This is a genomic window from Brachybacterium kimchii (assembly GCF_023373525.1).
In the GTDB taxonomy this organism is placed as follows: domain Bacteria; phylum Actinomycetota; class Actinomycetes; order Actinomycetales; family Dermabacteraceae; genus Brachybacterium; species Brachybacterium kimchii.
On sequence record NZ_CP097218.1, the window covers coordinates 2,202,462 to 2,219,507 of the forward strand.

Annotated in this window: 12 protein-coding genes; 9 read left to right on the forward strand and 3 right to left on the reverse strand. The window is 68.6% G+C overall.

Going from position 1 to position 17,046, the window contains the following annotated elements:
* Positions 1–120 precede the first annotated feature (120 nt).
* The 5 genes from M4486_RS10390 (at position 121) to M4486_RS10410 (ending at position 7,130) form a co-directional block, all read left to right on the forward strand.
* Entirely contained in the window at positions 121–1,998 is a 1,878-nt protein-coding gene (locus M4486_RS10390; RefSeq protein WP_249477015.1) for a CDP-glycerol glycerophosphotransferase family protein, read from the forward strand.
* 168 nt (positions 1,999–2,166) lie between these two features.
* Positions 2,167–3,585: a glycosyltransferase gene (locus M4486_RS10395; RefSeq protein ID WP_249477017.1), complete on the forward strand. Its 1,419-nt coding sequence runs from the start codon at positions 2,167–2,169 to the stop codon at positions 3,583–3,585.
* 137 nt (positions 3,586–3,722) lie between these two features.
* Positions 3,723–4,661, forward strand: coding sequence for an ABC transporter permease (locus M4486_RS10400; protein ID WP_249477019.1), 939 nt, complete (start codon positions 3,723–3,725; stop codon positions 4,659–4,661).
* Positions 4,648–5,538 carry an ABC transporter ATP-binding protein gene (locus M4486_RS10405; RefSeq protein ID WP_249477021.1) on the forward strand — a complete coding sequence of 297 codons (891 nt, stop codon included), beginning with the start codon at positions 4,648–4,650 and terminating at the stop codon, positions 5,536–5,538. Before M4486_RS10400 ends, M4486_RS10405 begins: the two co-directional genes overlap by 14 nt.
* A 74-nt stretch (positions 5,539–5,612) precedes the next feature.
* Positions 5,613–7,130 carry a glycosyltransferase gene (locus M4486_RS10410; protein ID WP_249477024.1) on the forward strand — a complete coding sequence of 506 codons (1,518 nt, stop codon included), beginning with the start codon at positions 5,613–5,615 and terminating at the stop codon, positions 7,128–7,130.
* Between the two features lie 166 nt (positions 7,131–7,296).
* Here M4486_RS10410 and M4486_RS10415 read toward each other — a convergent pair whose 3' ends face one another.
* The 3 genes from M4486_RS10415 to M4486_RS10425 all read right to left on the reverse strand — a co-directional run bounded on the left by M4486_RS10415 (position 7,297) and on the right by M4486_RS10425 (position 12,892).
* Complete coding sequence (locus tag M4486_RS10415) at positions 7,297–9,825, reverse strand: hypothetical protein (protein ID WP_249477026.1); 2,529 nt, start codon at positions 9,823–9,825, stop codon at positions 7,297–7,299.
* Between the two features lie 156 nt (positions 9,826–9,981).
* On the reverse strand, positions 9,982–11,736 hold the full coding sequence (locus M4486_RS10420) for a CDP-glycerol glycerophosphotransferase family protein (RefSeq protein ID WP_249477028.1): 1,755 nt from the start codon (positions 11,734–11,736) through the stop codon (positions 9,982–9,984).
* A 136-nt stretch (positions 11,737–11,872) separates the two neighbouring features.
* Entirely contained in the window at positions 11,873–12,892 is a 1,020-nt protein-coding gene (locus M4486_RS10425) for an SGNH/GDSL hydrolase family protein (RefSeq protein ID WP_249477030.1), read from the reverse strand.
* Between the two features lie 261 nt (positions 12,893–13,153).
* Here M4486_RS10425 and M4486_RS10430 point away from each other — a divergent pair, with 261 nt between their 5' ends.
* The 4 genes from M4486_RS10430 (at position 13,154) to M4486_RS10445 (ending at position 16,988) form a co-directional block, all read left to right on the forward strand.
* The gene (locus tag M4486_RS10430) at positions 13,154–13,840 is read left to right on the forward strand and encodes an IspD/TarI family cytidylyltransferase (protein ID WP_249477032.1); all 687 of its coding nucleotides are present in this window, start codon (positions 13,154–13,156) and stop codon (positions 13,838–13,840) included.
* A complete protein-coding gene (locus M4486_RS10435; protein ID WP_249477034.1) occupies positions 13,833–14,540 on the forward strand; it encodes an SDR family NAD(P)-dependent oxidoreductase in 708 nt (235 codons plus the stop codon). The genes M4486_RS10430 and M4486_RS10435 overlap by 8 nt, the downstream gene beginning before the upstream one ends.
* Positions 14,541–14,852: 312 nt before the next feature.
* Positions 14,853–16,706 carry a hypothetical protein gene (locus M4486_RS10440; RefSeq protein WP_249477035.1) on the forward strand — a complete coding sequence of 618 codons (1,854 nt, stop codon included), beginning with the start codon at positions 14,853–14,855 and terminating at the stop codon, positions 16,704–16,706.
* Positions 16,707–16,802: 96 nt separating this feature from the next.
* Entirely contained in the window at positions 16,803–16,988 is a 186-nt protein-coding gene (locus tag M4486_RS10445; RefSeq protein ID WP_249477036.1) for a hypothetical protein, read from the forward strand.
* Positions 16,989–17,046 lie beyond the last annotated feature (58 nt).

Below are 17,046 nucleotides of genomic sequence, written 5' to 3' on the forward strand. Positions count from 1 at the left end.
CGCGATGTGCGCAGAGCAGCGCACAGCAGAGAGATGCACACATCACGGTTGACGCCGTGACCGCCAGGGCGGCACGTGCGCGACGCGCACGGCCGGCGAGCCCGAGGAGGGCCGTACCCGATGACCCAGACCGAATCCAAGAATCCTTCCGCCGAACGCCACCGCATGGTGATGCCCTGGCAGCGCATGGCAGGGCTGCGCAGGCGCCTCACCCAGACCACCGTCGCGATCGTCCCACTGGCGCTGCTCGCGATGGGAGTTCATCCCGCGATCGCCGTGATCCCCGCGATCTACCCCTTCTTCATCCTCATCCGCCGCGGGTACCGCCGGCTGCGCAGACACGTGGGCCGCACCGCCCTGGCCGGGGAGCACGGCATCCGCCTGCTGCTGGGCCTGCTGCCGCTCGGGATCTGCTGGGCACAGGGCACGACGGGGCCTCTCGGCTGGGTGACAACGTTCCTGTTCGCCCTGGTTCCGCTGTCCGAGCCCGTCGTCACCCGCGTGGCACCGGGTCGCAAGCTCCGTGTGGCGAACCTGCCTGGCATCCCCGACCACCGTGGACCGGCGTTCCCCGTGAACCTCGTGCTTGTAGTGGACCTCGCGCTCACCGCGCTCGCTTCGCTCCTGCTCCTCGTGCACGTTCCTGCGGGAGCGCTGGTGCCGCTGCCCCTGATCGCCCTCGCCATCGCGGGGTACCACGCGCTGGACTCCTTCCGGCGCGTGCGGGATTCCGTGAACGCCGACAACAACCTCTACGGCGCCGTCGAGGCCCTCGCCCCGAAGTTCGTCCTCTACTACGGCGTTCCCGCCGGATCCGCCTACCAGGTGGGGATGTGGATCGAGTACCTCGAGCGGATCGGCGAACCCTTCATCGTGGTGCTGCGCAAGACCTCCGCGTTCCGCGAGATCACGCGCCTGACCGACGCCCCGGTGGTGGTGCGCACGAACATCTGGCAGCTGGATGACGTCATCACGCCCTCGATCACCACGGCCTTCTACGTCAACAACTCCGCGCCGAACGTCCACCTGGTGCGCTACCCGCAGATCACCCACGTGCAGCTGCTGCACGGCGACAGCGACAAGGCCTCGAGCTTCAACCCGGTCACCGCGCTGTACGACAGGATCTTCGTGGCGGGTCAGGCGGCCATCGACCGCTACGAGAACAACGGCGTGGAGATCCCGCAGGAGAAGTTCACGATCGTCGGCCGCCCACAGGTGGAGACCGTCGAGCAGCAGGGCCCGGAGAACATCCCGGTGCGCACGGTGCTGTACGCCCCCACCTGGGAGGGCCACTACGCGGACACGAACTACGGCTCGCTGCCGGTGGGGCCCCACATCGTCCGCGCTCTCCTGGAGCGCGGGATGACTGTGGTCTTCCGACCGCACCCCTTCAGCTATCGCAACCCCGAGGCCGCCCAGAACATCAACGCGATCAAGCAGATGCTGCGCGAGGACGCCGAATCCGGCAGCCGCGAGCACCTGTGGGGACACGCTGCGGAGAAGGAGCTGGATGCTTTCGGCTGCTTCAACGCCGCCGACGCGATGATCTCCGACGTCTCCTCCGTGGTCCCGGACTTCCTGTACTCCGGCAAGCCTTACGGCCTGGTGACGATGTCGTACACGGTCGCGGAGTTCGAGCGGATGTTCCCGCTCGCACGCTCGGCCTACGTGATCCCGAAGGACCTCTCGAACCTCGACGAGATGCTCGACCAGCTGCTGGTCACCGACCCCAAGGCCGAGGCTCGCAAACAGACCCGCGTGGACTATCTGGGCCCGTTCCCGGCCGAGAACTACGCCGATGCCTTCGTGGGCGCCGCGCGCAACGTCGTGCTGCACGATCGCAAGCCGGTGGCCGCGCAGAATGCGCGGACCGAGGGAGCGGACGAGGGAGTCGCGGATTCCCGCATGGGCGGCGGCGGTGAGTCCGCCGAGGACGCTACCCGGGCACTGGACGGCCCGGAAGATCCCGGCGCGGACAGCGCCGACGAGGACGATTGAACCTCACGTCCATGAAGAACCGAATCAGGAGACATCGTCGACCAGAAGGGTGACGCCGCCATGCGGACCGTACTCATACTCCTCCACGCCCTGGGCTACGCCGGGCGGTCCGGAGCCGCTCTCGATCAGTGCCGCATGTTCGTGGACATGGGGCTCAAGCCTGTCATCGTGACATTCAAGTACGAGCCCAGATTCGAGGAGGGGCTCGCCTCCCGCGAGGGGGACATCGTGCTCCCCGAGGGGTCGTCCGCGATCAACATCTACCGCGACATGCGCGCACCGCTGACCAAGGATTCCCACGCCGACTGGTCGCGCGCCGAGGACGAGGACACCCATGGGCTCACCTGGAGCACCTCCACGAACGGGGACACGACCCGCATCGAGTACTTCGATCTCAGCGGCCGCCTCGTCAAGCACCGTGAGCTGCGCGACGATGAGCCGCTCAGGACGGTCCTGTACCGGGACGGAAAGCCGTCGGTGCAGCGCGAGTACGAGGACACGGGCGCGTGCGGACGCGAGCTCTCCCTCGACCCAGTGACCGGAAACGTGTCTGAGGAGCGCTACTTCACGCCCGATGGCATCTGCTACGTGACACGCCACCTGGACCCGGAGAGCGGGCGCCAGCTCGGCGTCTACTGCCACGACCCGAGCACGGGCCGGTCGACCCGCTACGCCCATAACATCCCATGGCACGCCGCGTGGCTGACCAAGATCCTCGAGGAGTCCCAGCCCCGCCCGCTGGCGATCGCCCAGCATCCGACCGCCATGCGCAAGCTGCTGGACACCGACCCGAAGCTGTCCAGCAGACTCTTCCTCGCCCACGTCAACCAGTTCCAACCCCCCTACACTCTCGGTTCCCCGATCCGCGAGGACTATGTCAAGCCGTTCGAACGGGTATCCGAGATGCCCGTGGTGCTCGCTCTGACGGCGAAGCAGGCGGCGGACTACCGCGCCACGTTCGGAGCGGAGAACTGCGACCCGATCGTCATCCCGAACGTGATCCGGGACCGCAGGTCCTCGACCTCGATCCGCAAGGTGCGCGGACGGGTAGGGGTCGTGTGCCGCTTGCACGCCGAGCAGAAGCGTGTGGACGATCTCCTCCGCGCCTGGGTCCAGGTCGTCGCGGCGGTCCCCGCCGCGCACCTGGAGATCGGCGGTGACGGAGGCGCCCGCAGGTCTCTCGAGCAGCTCGCCTCGGAGTTGGGCCTTCAGGAGAGCGTCACCTTCCACGGGTGGGTGCCCGACGGCGCGGACCTCATGGCCAGCTGCATCCTGACCGCCTCCGCCGCGAGGTGGGAAGGCTTGCCGCTCTCGATCGGCGAGTCGCTCGCGGCGGAGACGCCCGTGGTGGCATACGACATCAACTACGGCCCCTCGGACCTCATCCGCGACGGCCGGGACGGTCTCCTCGTCCCCGACGGGGACGTCGATCGACTCGCGCACGGGATCATCAAACTGCTCAAACATCCGCGATCTGCCGCGAAGATGGGCCGCTCCGCGTCGCGACGGATGGCTGAGGAGTACTCCATGGAGGCGATCGCCCCCAAATGGAAGGCGGCGTTCGAGGTCGCGGACCGGCGCAGCTGACACGGCGTCGGCGCCCGACGCACCCCTGTGGGAGAGGCCACCGCGACGACGCCGGACCCCCGGGCTAAGATGAACGGTGCCTCGGCCGCGGTAGGCCGCCCCTTTGTTCCCGGCCCTTCGGAGATTGGTACGGCCTGTTGACTGAAAGCAACCTGGCGCTCCCCACGGTGCCCCCTCCGCTCGAGCGCACCTACGCTCCGGAGTGGGTGGAGTCCACGGCGCAGCAGAACGATCTCGAGCGGATGGGCGTGCGCCCGTCCCTGCGCGAGTACATCCCGGAGCTCTGGAAGCGCCGCACCTTCATCCGTGTGCTCGCGGTGTCCAAGGCGCAGGCGAAGAACCAGAACACCTACCTGGGCCAGGTCTGGGCTCTGCTGACGCCCGTCCTCAACGCCGCCGTGTACACAATCATCTTCGGCTTCATCCTGAAAGTGGGACGTGCGGGGATCGACAACACGATCGCCTTCATCGTGGTCGGCGTGTTCATGTTCCGCTTCTTCGAGATGTCTCTCCAGGCGGGATCGAAGGCCATTCGCTCCAATATGAACCTGGTGCGCTCGGTGCACTTCCCACGCGCGGTCCTCCCGATCGCCGGCGTGGCAGCAGAGTTGACCACGCTCGTCCCGGCCCTCGTCGTGATGTGCGTGATCGCGTACCTCTCGGGGCTGCTGCCCAACGAGGGCGACGTCCCCCTCGAGCCGCGCTGGCTGCTGCTGATCCCGGCCGTGCTGCTGCTGTGGTGCTTCTGCACGGGCTGCGCGTTCATCATGGCGAGGCTCGTCGCGCAGACCCCCGATGTCGACAACCTGATCCCCTTCGGCACGCGCATTCTCATGTACGTCTCGGGAGTGATCTTCTCGATCGACCACTTCCTCGGAAAGTTCTCGTGGGGCTGGATCATGGAGTACCAGCCCGTCGCGGTGTTCCTCGAGATCGCGCGCTCCGCGATCCTCGCCGAGCCCTCCGCCCCGCTCGACCCAATGAAGTGGGTTGTCGGCGTGGGCTGGGCGATCGTGTTCCTCGTGGGAGGGTTCCTCTACTTCTGGCAGGGGGAAGAGACTTATGGCCGCAATTGAGACCGACGAGGACGACTTCGAGGTCGACGCCGAGGACCTCGACAACACCCCGGTCCACGAGAGCGAGTCCGACCGGCTCTCACTGCTGGTGAACGACCTGCACATCACCTACCGCGTCTTCGGCGCGAAGAAGGTGGGAGCAGGCCCCGCACGGAAGCAGACCGCTCTGCAGAAGTTTCTCAGCCGAGGTGCGTCTCAGCAGAACGTGCGCGAGGTGAAGGCGGTGCGCGGCATCTCCTTCAGCGCCCGCCACGGCGAATCCATCGGCATCATCGGCGTGAACGGGTCGGGCAAGTCGACCTTGCTGCGTGCGATCGCCGGGCTGATCCCCCCGGCCCAGGGCTCGGTGTACGTGGCCGGCGACCCGGCGCTTCTCGGCGTGAACGCCGTGCTCATGGGAGACCTGAGCGGTGAACGCAACATCATGATCGGCGGCCTCGCGCTGGGTCTGACACAGCAACAGGTGCGCGAGCGCTACCAGGACGTCGTCGACTTCGCCGAGATCGGCGAGTTCGTGAACATGCCGATGAAGTCCTACTCCTCGGGCATGGGTGCGCGCCTGCGCTTCGCGATCTCCGCGAGTGCTGTCCCTGACATCCTGATGATCGATGAGGCACTGTCCACGGGCGATGCCGCGTTCCGCGCCAAGAGCAAGGCGCGCGTCAACGAGGTGCGCGAGGCCGCCGGTACGGTGTTCCTGGTCAGCCACTCCCTCGCGACAGTGAAGAGCATGTGCGAGCGCGTGCTCTGGGTGCACAAGGGCCAGCTGGTCATGGACGGTCCGGCCGACGAGGTCTGCCACCGCTACAAGCAGTTCGTCAACGAGTCCAAGCGATATGCCCAGCAGCTGGCCGCCCAGCACAAGGCGACGTCGTGACGAGACCGATCCTGATCGTTCTCCACCGACTCGCTCACGGCGGTGTCACCCAGGCCGTCCTGGATCAAGCACGCATGTTCGACAGCGCCGGCCGCAAGGTCGCGATCGCGACCTTCGACGACGATCCCTCCTTCCGCTCCTCGGTCGCGGCGCTGCGCGAGTCGGGCAGGCTCCCCGTCGGCGTCGAGGTGCTCAACGTCTACCAGGACACCCGCCAGGCCGCGCGTGGTCGCGCCGGGACCAGGAGCGCCACGGGGATGCGCGAGCGCGCGACGGCGGCCGGCCGCAACCTCGGCAGGCGCGTGCGCGAGCAAATCTCCTCGCTCTCGCACGACGACCTGACGGAGACGGGCGAGGACAAGCACGGGCCGTATCGTCGGCGCTTCACGGCAGCCGGGGAGTACTACGCGTTCGACCGCCTCGACGAGTCCGGCGGTGTCGCCTACACGAACTTCTTCGAGAACCGCTTCCTGATCCGCCGCGACGACATGGAGGATGGTTTCGCGGCGCGCCGTACATGGTTCACGTCCGCCGGCTCGGCGAACCGCGTGGAGTTCCTGACCCCCGAAGGGCTCTGCTTCGCCCAGCGCTGGACGGACCCGGAGGATGGCCACGGCCTGGGGGTGTACGTCGTGCAGCCCGGCACGCGGACCATGCGACGCTTCAGCGGCCTGCCGGCCTGGCACGCCGACTGGCTGCAGTCCGTGGTCGATCGGAGCGACACGCCCCCGTACGTGATCGCGGAGACCGCCTCCACAATCACCAAGATGCTGAAGCTCCGCCGAGACAGCGCCGTACGCCTGGGGATGATGCACAACAGCCACCTTGCCTCGCCGTTCGCGATCGACAGCCCGCTGCGCCCCGACTACGAGGAGCCGTTCGCGAATCTTGACGAGGTCGACGCCTATGTGCTGCTCAGCGAGAGACAGCGCCGTGACATGACGGAGCGCCTGGGGCACGCCGAGACGTTCACCGTGGTCCCGAATGCCCTGGTCATCCCGCCCGAGCCCGCGGAACAGCGCGATCCTCACCTGGTGTCGATCATCTCCCGCCTCGCGCCGCAGAAGGCGCTGCACGAGGCCGTCCACGCCTTCGCCGGTGTCGTGGAAAAGGTGCCCGAAGCACGTCTCGAGATCTACGGTCGCGGCAAGGAGCGGTCTGCGCTCGAGTCACTGGTCTCAGAGCTCGGGATCCAGGGGAACGTCGAGTTCATGGGCCGCACGGACGACGCGAACGGTGTGATGGCCCGCAGCGTCTGCACGCTCTCCACATCGGACTGGGAGGCGCTGCCGCTGTCGATCGGCGAGTCGCTCGCGGTGGCCACTCCCGTCGTCGCCTACGACTGCCTGTACGGACCCTCGACTCTCATCCGGGACGGCGAGACCGGTGTCCTCGTCCCCCGCGGGGGGCGGAAGGAGCTCGCCGACGCAGTCGTCGAGCTGCTGCGCTCGCCCGAGAGGGCCGCGCGCATGGGCGCCGCCGGTCGCGCAGACATCTCGCAGCGCCTGAGCTTCGAGGCCGTGCTGCGCGACTGGGATCGGGCCTTCGCCTACGCAGAGACCCGCAGCGGCCTCCCCGCTTCTGCGCGCTGACCCGCGGCCCCGCGACGCGCGCACGCGCCTCCGCCGCAGACCCACACGTCTCGGCCAGCCAGGAGACGCCGACGCGGCGCGAGGTCGCCGGCGCTCCTGAGAGCTCGGGCTTGCTCACGCCGCGTCCGGGCGGGGGTTCATCTCCCCCACCTCGTGGCCGGGTGTCTCACTTCGAGGAGTACTGCTCCCAGAGCTCCGCGTCCGTCACGTACGAGGAGGACCAGGGCTTCGCACCCTCGGCCCAGACGCGCGCCTTCGGGGACTCGAGGGGTTCGCGGTCGGGCACGTGCGCCCACTCGGCGCCCAGGTCGGCGCGACGGGGGCCCGCCACGTAGTGCAGCGCATCGCGGTCGTCCAGGCGGTAGTGGGCCATCGCCGGCACGGCCTGATCGCTGAAGCCCGCTGCGCGCAGGCCGGCGAGGTCGAGCACCATGACATCGGTGTCGAAGGCATCGAAGTCGAAGACGTGGCGTCCGTGAATGTCACGGTAGAACTCGTAGGCGGTCACTGGGTCGGAGTCCAGACGCTTGGCCGCGCCGTAGAGCACCGCGAAGCCGCTCGCGTCCGCCCGGGACGTGCGGCGCGCCGCGAACAGCGCCTCGCCGAGATCAATGCCCTCGAGCTCGGCGAGGTCGGCGGAGACCACGCCGTCGACCGGCAGCAGGATCGCGCGGTCCACGGGCACGAGCTCGGGGAGCAGCACGCGGTCCAGGGAACGCTCGTCGAGCGCCTTCACGGCGTTCGCGTCGACGGAGGCGGTGTCGACCCATCGGATCTCGACACCCTCGACCTCGAGGCGCGCGGGGCCGGCCCCGCGTGCGACGATCCATGCGCGGATCGTCCGCGAGGACGACTCGGCCGCGGAGCGCAGCACGGCGGCGAGGTGGCGCACCTGGTAGGCGGTCGGGGTCAGCACGACGTCGATCGGGTTCGCTGGGCCGTCGGCCTCCTGCCGCTGGACGGACGCGACCAGCTGGCCGGCGGAGCGCCCGACCGCGGGGACCGTGACGGAGCGCGAGTGGCGCTCCCGGGCCTGCTGGACCTCGGGTTCGACCGTTTCCCGCCACAGGGCGTACACGGACGCGCGATCCTCGCCCCGGAAGATCGCCTCGAGCACCGGCTGGAGACGGTCGCGCATCCGCGACCGCATGGCGTCGAAGTCCGTCTGGCTCAGACGGAACAGGCCGTTGAAGCGCACGTCGGCGTTGTTCTTCGGCTCGAAGTCGACCTTCAGCCCAAGGGAGGTCGTCGGGAGGTAGCAGTGCAGTCGGGTGGTCACCACATCGGTGTACTCGCGGCGGTAGCGCTCGAGCACCTGGACGGCGTCCCACATGTTCGCGGTGAAGTCGCGCTTCTTGATCTCGGGGTAGGACTGCCGGACGTTCTCGTGCCCCTTCGGGACGGGGCTGCGGGCGACGTCCACATAGACGGTCGCCTCCTCGGGCTTCCCCTCGAGATCTGGGAAGACGGTGTTCACCGTCGTCGTCAGGCAACCGGAGAAGAACGCGGGGACGTCGAGTGAGAGCAGCAGGTCGACGGTCGTCCAGTCACGGCACCCGATCGGCCCGTGCTCACGCAGGTACGCGAGCGACTCCTCGCTGAGGAGCGCTCGCTTGCTGCAGTGGAACGAGACGAAGATCGGGTTCAGATTCGGGTGGAGAGGGAAGTCGTAGACGCCGAGGCCGAACATGGCGTGCATGTGCCAGCCGAACTCCAGGAGCCATGTGTTCGGAGGAATCTGCTGGTAGGTCGAGGAATCACGATCGATTGTCAGCAGGTCGACGTCCGCGGAGACGCCCTCCCTGCGCAGCTCGGGGCGCACGCGCTCCTGCATGGAGCGCACGAAGTCGACGACGCCTTCCTCACCGTGGAAACGCAGGTCCTGGTGCCGCACGACGTGGCCGAGGGAGGCCAGCGTCTGGATCTGATCGCCGATGTTCTGGGAAGCGCGAGCCCGTCCGGGCTGCAGGTAGTCGATGAGTCCGAACGACACGTGGCCCTCGGGAGTCGCTGGAGCGCTCTGCAACCGACCGGAGCCCACCCAGCGTTCTCCCCAGGCCAGATCGTCATGACCGGACTTCCAGGCGCTCTGCTGCGTCGGTGTCGCGTACGCGGCGGACGTCTTCGCAAAGGCCTGATCCGCCAGGTCGAGCTCGTCGACGACGAACAGGTTGCGGTACACCTCGAACCAGGTGCGCGCGCTGAAGGTCCGGTTCTCGGCGAGCCAGGTCCTCGCGGTCTCGATCCCGCGGCCCGAATCCGCACGGAAGAGTGTCTGGATCTTCTCGAGCGGAGCGAAGCTCAGGGACTGCTCGTCGTCGACGGCGTCGAAGTGGTGCACCGCGAGCGAGTGATAGCTGCGGGAGGCGGCGACGATCCCTGCGGCGAGGTGCCCCGCGGCGGCCGTCGACTCGTCTCGCACGAGGGCGTCGGCGAGCGACTGCGCCTCGTTCGTCCGCTTGTCCTTCAGCAGAGCGCGGACCCTCTCGGCAACGGCCCGGTCAAGCCCCTTGCCCTGCATGATCGCGCGCGTCAGCGGATCGGCAGACTTCTTCTCCACGCTCTTGCGCACACGGTCCGCGACCGCCGGGGACGGGACCTTCTTCGGAGGGGTGCCGGCCGACCGCCCCTCGGCGGCCGCGAGGAGCTGCTCATACGCGCTCGCCCAATCTTCCGATCGAGAGGCGGCTCGCACCTGATCCTTGGTGGCGATGGGCAGTCGGGATGCGGCCAGGCGGCGGAGCCGTCGTAGTCTCGGCACAGGGAGCTCCAGGTGAAGGTGAACGACAGGTGACGGCGGGGAGTCTACAAGGCGACCACCTTCGCAGCTGTCAGTGCCCGGGCCGACTTGTCACGGCTCAGCCCGTTCATGACCAGTCGTTGACACGCGCTCGGACTCGATGCCCAGATCCTCACGCGCAACGGCCAGGAACCTCTCCGCATAGGAGTCGCGAGGGATGTCTCCGAGGTAGTACGTCGCGAAGCCCTTGCGCACCTCGGACATCGGGTCCGGACCGAGCATCGCGTCGAGCACGTCCTCGACATCGATGAGTCCCTCTTCCGAGCCCTCGATCACGTACGCGGCACGAGCGGTGGGGAACTCACGACGGAAGTCGTCGACCGCGGCATGCATCGAATTCATCGCCATCGGCTTCTCGGAGTGGAGATAGTCACCCACGACGCTCGAGACGTCGGAGATCATCGCGTCGGACGCGTTGAAGCAGTCGAAGACGGTCATCTCCTTCTCCGCGAGAACGCCGTAAAGATGAGCCCGTCCGGTCAGCTCCGCATCCTGCTGGAGCATCGCCTTGATCCGCGCACAGGCACTGCGCAGGGACCGCGTCCTGTAGCTGTACGGATGCGGACGGAAGACGACGGTGCAGCCGCGCTCCAACAGCCGCTGGACCAGATCTGGACCGTGCGCGAGAGACGAGTACTGCGCGTCCTGGTGGAAGCCCTGCCACGTGGGCGCGTAGAGGACGGTCGGCGCGGCCATCTCGCCGATGGGCGCCCGAGCCGCCTCGACACCCTCGACCTGGGGCCGGCCGACGATGCGGAACATCGACTCGGGCATGGAGATCCCTCGCGCGGCGAAGCGGTCGATCGCCGCCTGTCCGGCAACGTAGTCGCGATCGAACATGCGCGTGACCGGGTTCGTGCTCGCGGCCTTGTCCGATTCCCCGTGGAGGAGCTGGATGTGCATGAGCTCCGAGTAACGGATCATGTGGTTGTTCAGGACCGCGTTGTTCACGTAGAACGCCGCTCGGGCGCTCGGGACGATCACCGCATCCAGGTCAGCGAGCGTCCTGCGCAGGATCAGCGGGGCGTCGACGGCGCGTTCGAGGTCCCGGAAGTTCGCGTCGTTGCGGACGATGATCGCGAAGGGCACTCCGAGCCGCTCGAGATACGGCAGCCACATCGTGATCTGGAAGGCCGATCCTGATTGCGCGCTCCAGTACACGAAGAACCGGGGCTCCAGATCCTCGACGATCTGCGGCATCTCACGCAGTGCGGAGCTGCGCCGCGAGATCCGCTGCACGATGTCGACGAGGACCGCCGCGGCGAAGAGCACCGCGAGAAGCCCGACGGCGACCACAGCCCATGCCCCTGCCGCTCCGAGCCACGGAGTGACCACGAGCAGGGCGAGGCCGAGGATCACCAGGGAGTAGACGTAGCCGTAGGCGAAGCGGGGACGATGCTCGGTATCTCGACCGGGCAGGTGGGCTGCGTACGGGCGGATGCGCCGGTGCATGCGCACCTCGAAGCGCTCGGCCTCGAGCGCGAGCGCGAGGAGACCACCCGAGACGATCCACAGGAGCGTCGGCACACCCTGCTGGGCGACGTGGACGAGACCCACGATGAGCAGCAGATAGCGACCGACCAGGTACTCACCCATGGCGCCGACGGACCGCAGACGCCGCGTGAGCGAGCGGCGCGTGCGCCACATGATCACGAGCAGCGGGACGGCGAGTGCGACCACGGTCCACGATGCGTCCGGATACAGGAGGACCAGAAACGCCGAGGCCATGATGAGGACGTCCACGAGCACTGCCCAGATCCGGAGCAGCTTGACGACCTTGCGTACGACGGGGCGGGAAGCGGGCATTCGTCTCTTCTTCTTGGTGGTCTGTTCGCTGGTGGGGACAACGGGTTCTCGCAGGCGGGCTCGCAGCAGCCGTAGGGATGCTGGCCATCGGCCGCCGGTCGTGTGCTCTCGGTTCGCGCCGCCGAGAGCGGAGGCGTCAGTGCGCGTGGGCTCCCCGCGGCGATCCGTTGGGGCGGCGCCGCAAGATCCTCTGCAGGAGCCCGAGAAGGCCGCCCGCGGCGTCGGACTCGGGCGGCGTGGCCGGCCCGTAGTGCTCCGTGTGCAAGAGGCCCATAAGGGGGTAGCTCGTCCCGTTGATCCGGGCGTTCCTGATCACCGTGTACTGCCCCTGGGTCTGCACCTCGTCACCCGTCACGACGTCGCCGACGGAGACCGCATGCCGCATGTCGACGGGCATACGCTGGGAATGTCCCGGATAGGCCTTCAGGTACGTGGCGTGCGTGCACGTCCAGATGCGCGGAGCGGGCGCGGTCTCCTGATACGTCGCAACGGCGTCGCGGAGCTTCCGGGCCCACAGCACGGCCGCCACGCTCCCGTGCATGTGATGGTCCTCCGGATTGGGGTTGCGCATCCGCTCGTCCACGACACCCGTCTTCGAGTCGAGCACGTCCTCGTCGATGTCGACGTAGGGAAGCCCGCGTCGCACGGCTTCCCTCCTCAGCATCTCGTTGTACCGGAGCGTCAAATCGGTGCGCTGCTTCTGCGTGGCCGTGATCGCGCTCCGCTTGACCACGACCTCCCCGACCTGGTCGTCGTCGGTGATCGTGGGAAGCGTGGCGCCGGTGATGATTATGCGGCGGAATCCGAGGCCCCGCAGCTCGTCGATGAACTCGAAGTACGCCTCGACCGAGTTCTCCATCTGGAGCTCGACGGGCTCGTCATACTTGTCGGCGCGGTACCAGATCACGTAACCGCAGTCGACTTCGCCGAGGTGGAACACCACGATCGCCTCTCGAGACCTGTCGCTGATCCACTTCCGGAACCGGCCGATCGCATCGGTCTTGGAGTTCGGGTTCCTCATGCCGACGGCGGTCGCACCGCCGACCTCGACCCCGGTGAGCTCGTGAGGTGCGAGGAGACCGGCCTTCGCGGCCTTCTTGAAGTACCGGACGTGACTGTCGCCCAGGTAGTACACGGGGAGCGGTGAAGCGGTCATCCCCCGATCGTAAGTGAACGCCAGGTGCCTTCAGAGTGCACGGGAGGCGACTCTCACGCACACCTCGCTCCGCATGCTCGCCGCCGCAATGCGTGCCCTCGGAGACCTGCGCGGCCGCGCAGGTCTCGTCTTGTATGGTTACGAGCACCTGTCCGGGAGGTGAACTCCCGGCTGACCGACGTAGCGGTCGCGTGACCACGCCGGAGCGGCAACCCCGCAGCGGAGCGGAGCGCGACACCGACTGCACGAAGGAACCCATCCATGTATTCACTGATCCTGCTGAACGGAGGGATCGGGGCTCGCATCGGCGCCAACCAGCCGAAGCAGCTGCTGAAACTCCGCGGCATCCCGATCCTGGTCTACGCGCTGATCATGGCGAACCGGGTCGAGAAGATCGACCAGATCGTCCTGAACTACCCGCCGGAGTGGAAGGAAGAGGTCGAGGAGGTCCTCCGGGACTACGCGATCTCCACCCCGGTCACGCTCGTCGAGGCCGGCGACTCCCGCCACTCCTCCGTCGCCGCGATGCTCCCGCACTGCACCAACGACGACGTGATCATCCACGAGGCCGCGCGCCCGCTGGTGACGAAGAGGAACTTCGAGGACCTCATCGCGTCAGAGCACAGCAATGTCTCGCTGATGACGCCGATCTCCTTCACCGTGGCACCCGTCGACCCCGAGACCCACGAGGTCACGGGCTCGCTGGAGCGCGACCAGCTGCGCAACGTGCAGCTGCCGCAGAAGTTCTCCAAGGCCGATCTGCAGGACGCCCACGCCAAGGCCGAGCAGGACCACAAGGTCTACACGGAGGATGCGACCCTCGTCGCGGTCACCGGGCACCCCGTCCATTTCATCGACGGCTCCGACGTGAACTTCAAGGTCACCACGCCCACTGATCTGCGCATGGCGGGATTCCTCCTGCGCCCGGAGGAGGAAGACGATGACTAAGACTGCTCTCGTCACCGGTGCTTCGCGCGGGATCGGTCTCGAGACCACCCGCCGCTTCCTGCACAACAGCGAGGACATCACCACCGTGGTGATGTTCGCCCGCAAGTCCGACGACTTCGACGCCGCCGTCGAGGAGCTGCGCTCCTCGAGCCCCGTCGGCCGCAAGATCATCACCCGCTACGTCGACGTGGGCGATCGCGACTCCCTGCACGAGGCCCTCGAGTCCGTGCACGGCGAGGTCGGCAACATCGACATCCTCGTCAACAACGCGGGCTACACGAACCCGGTCCCGCTGCAGCAGGCGGAGATCGAGGACTTCGAGAAGACGATGAACGTGAACGTCTACGCGCCGTTCCTCATCGTGAAGTGGCTGCTGAACCACGGCAACGTGTTCAAGCTGATCGTCAACATCGCCTCGACCGCCGGCATCAACGGGCGCTCGGGCTGGCTCACGTACTCGGCCTCCAAGGCGGCCGTGATCAACATGAGCCAGGTGATGCGAGAGGAGCTCGCGATCTACGGCACCCGCGTGGTCTGCCTCTCCCCCGGCCGCACCGCGACCGCCCTGCGCCGCACCCTGGCGCCGGAGGAGGACCCGTCCACGATCATGCAGCCCGAGCACGTCGCGCGGGTCATCGAGACCCTCGCCTCGCCCGTCGGCCGCTTCATCGACTCGGAGAACATCGTCGTGCGCCAGTGACGCCTCCGCGTCAGCCCGGCGCGCGACCGTCCGCAGGACGGATCCTGCCGGGCCAGTGCTGAGAGAAGGACCCCACGAGCTTCGGCTCGTGGGGCCCTTCTGCGTCCGGGGCCTCCTCGACGAAGCGTTCACGGCACGGCGACAGGGCGGATCTCCCTGACGGCGGAGTCCCGGAAGCGCGGACCGGCTGGGCCCGATTCGGCAGCCGATGTGGCGCCCACCACATATATCTGGTGGAATGCACAGCACGGCAGTGACTGCCGCGCACGTCCTCCCGGCCCGGAAGAACGGGTCAGATCGAAGGAGAAGCACATGGGTAACCTGCCCGGCTGGGTCATCCCGGTCATCATCCTCGTCATCGTGGTCCTCGCGATCCTGATCATCGTGGGGGTCGTCAGCTCCCGGCGTCGGCGCGCCCGCCAGGAGGAGATCGACCGCCAGCGGGCTGCCGAGCTCCGGAACGAGGCGCAGAAGGACCAGGTCGAGGTCAAGGAGCGCGAGATCCAGGCGCGCGAGACGGAGCTCGAGGCCGACAAGGCCAAGGTCGAGGCCGAGCGCCGCGACCAGACCGCGCAGGAGCAGCGGCAGGATGCCGACAGGGCGCGCGCCGACGTGGACGACCGGCTCCGCCAGGCCGATGAGCTCGACCCCGACGTCGACGCCAAGGCATCGGGCGGGCGACGCGGCTCCGACGCGCCCCTCGACGAGACGACCGCTCGGGACGCCGGCGACGCCGAACCGCGGGCCGACGAGCGCGGAGCTCCCGGGCACGGTGCCGGTGTCGCCGCCGGAGCCGGTGTGGCAGGCGCAGGAGCTGCCGGTGCAGGAGCTGCCGCCTCGCACGAGGAGCACGTCGACCGCACGGACCAGAGTGCCGGGGCCGACGGCGTCACGGCACGGCAGGATGCGGCCCAGCGGGAGCGGGTCGAGGAGCGTCCGCGCGATGCTCGCACGGTCGACACCGGTCCCCGTGAGGCAACCGTGAATCCGGCCAGCACCCGCGACGAGCGCACGCCCCGTCCGGACACGCACACGGAGAACTCACCGCAGCCCGGAGCGCACGCGGAGCGCACGGGCCAGCCGGAGGCGCGCAGCGAGAGGTCGACGCAGCCCGCATCGCGGGAGGCGAGCGCGGCCCAGCCGGGCGCAGCCCCTCGCGATCAGCGGATCCCCGAGGATGCGCCAGAGACCGCCGAGTTCGCCGACGGACATCGGCCGCAGGGCCGTCACGAGGACGACACCCGCGGTGCCCATCGTGCACCCGCCGAGGACGGCCATGCCGCGCCCGGCGAGAGCGCCCATGCCGCACCAGCCGAGGGCGGCCGTGCCGCAGCGGCCGGTGGCGCAGGAGCTGCAGCGGGCGCCGGCGTCGCCGCCGGTGCGCACTCCGGTGATGCCCAGGCCGCGCAGGATCAGCGCGCAGCGCAGGCCCCGCAGAGCCTGCAGGACTCCGGGGCCCCGCAGAACACGGGCGCCGGTCGCGTGCAGGCCGGCCAGAACCGCGCCGAGGACGGGCCGCATGCCGGCGGGGTCGACGACGCCGCACACCGAGAGGATGCTCCCGCCGGGACGCATCGCGAACCGCTGCCCAGTGAGCAGACCAAGGGCCGCCACCAAGATCCTCGACCGGTGGACGGCGGCGCGTCGCGCGAGGGCTCGCTCATCGCGGAGGACGGTGCGGCCGCTCCGGCGACCGGCACGTCACGCGACCCCGGCCGACAGCCCGGAGACGCCGACGGCCGCGTCCTGAGCGAGGACGAGATCGACGCCAAGGCGACCGCGAGCGGCCCGGCCACCGATCGGAGGAACGCCTCGCCCACCGCGGGCGCCACCGCGCTCCGGTCAGGTGACGCGTACGAGGATCCGCGCGGCGCGGAGACCCCCGTGGAGAGCCCGAGGGCGGACGACCGACGCGCGCCGCGACCCGTGGACGAGGCCGACGGCCGGGCGCCTCGCCCCGTCGGCGAGGCCGACGGACGCACGCCGCGCCCTGAGACCGACGCCGACACCGACACCGACACCGACACCGACACCGAGGGGCGCACGTCGCGCCCCGTCGACGACTCGGACCCGTTCAGCGTGTCCGAGAGCCATGTGCGTCGGGCACGTCGTCCGCGCGAGGGCGAGCTCGACGACGGGATCGAGGACCCCGAGCGGGGTCTGTGACCCCAGCTCCGCACGACGGAGGGCGGGGGCGGTCTCATCCGAGGCCGCCCCGCCCTCCGTCGTCGGACCCGGGCGCCGAGGATTAGACTCGTGGGAATGATGCCGCTCGAGCCCCTCTTCGCCTTCTACGGGATCTCCGCGCTCGTGCTGATCCTGCTCGTCGTGGTCGGCGTCGTCATCGGTCGGCGCTTCCGCCGTCACGACGAGGAGGAGAGCCGCCGTGAGCGCGAGCGCGCCGCCGCCTCGCCCGTCAGCCCGCCGGAGGACGAGTCGAGACGTTGACGTCCCTTCAGCCGCAGCCTCGCCCACTCCCGCACAGTGCCGAAGATCGTGACGAGAC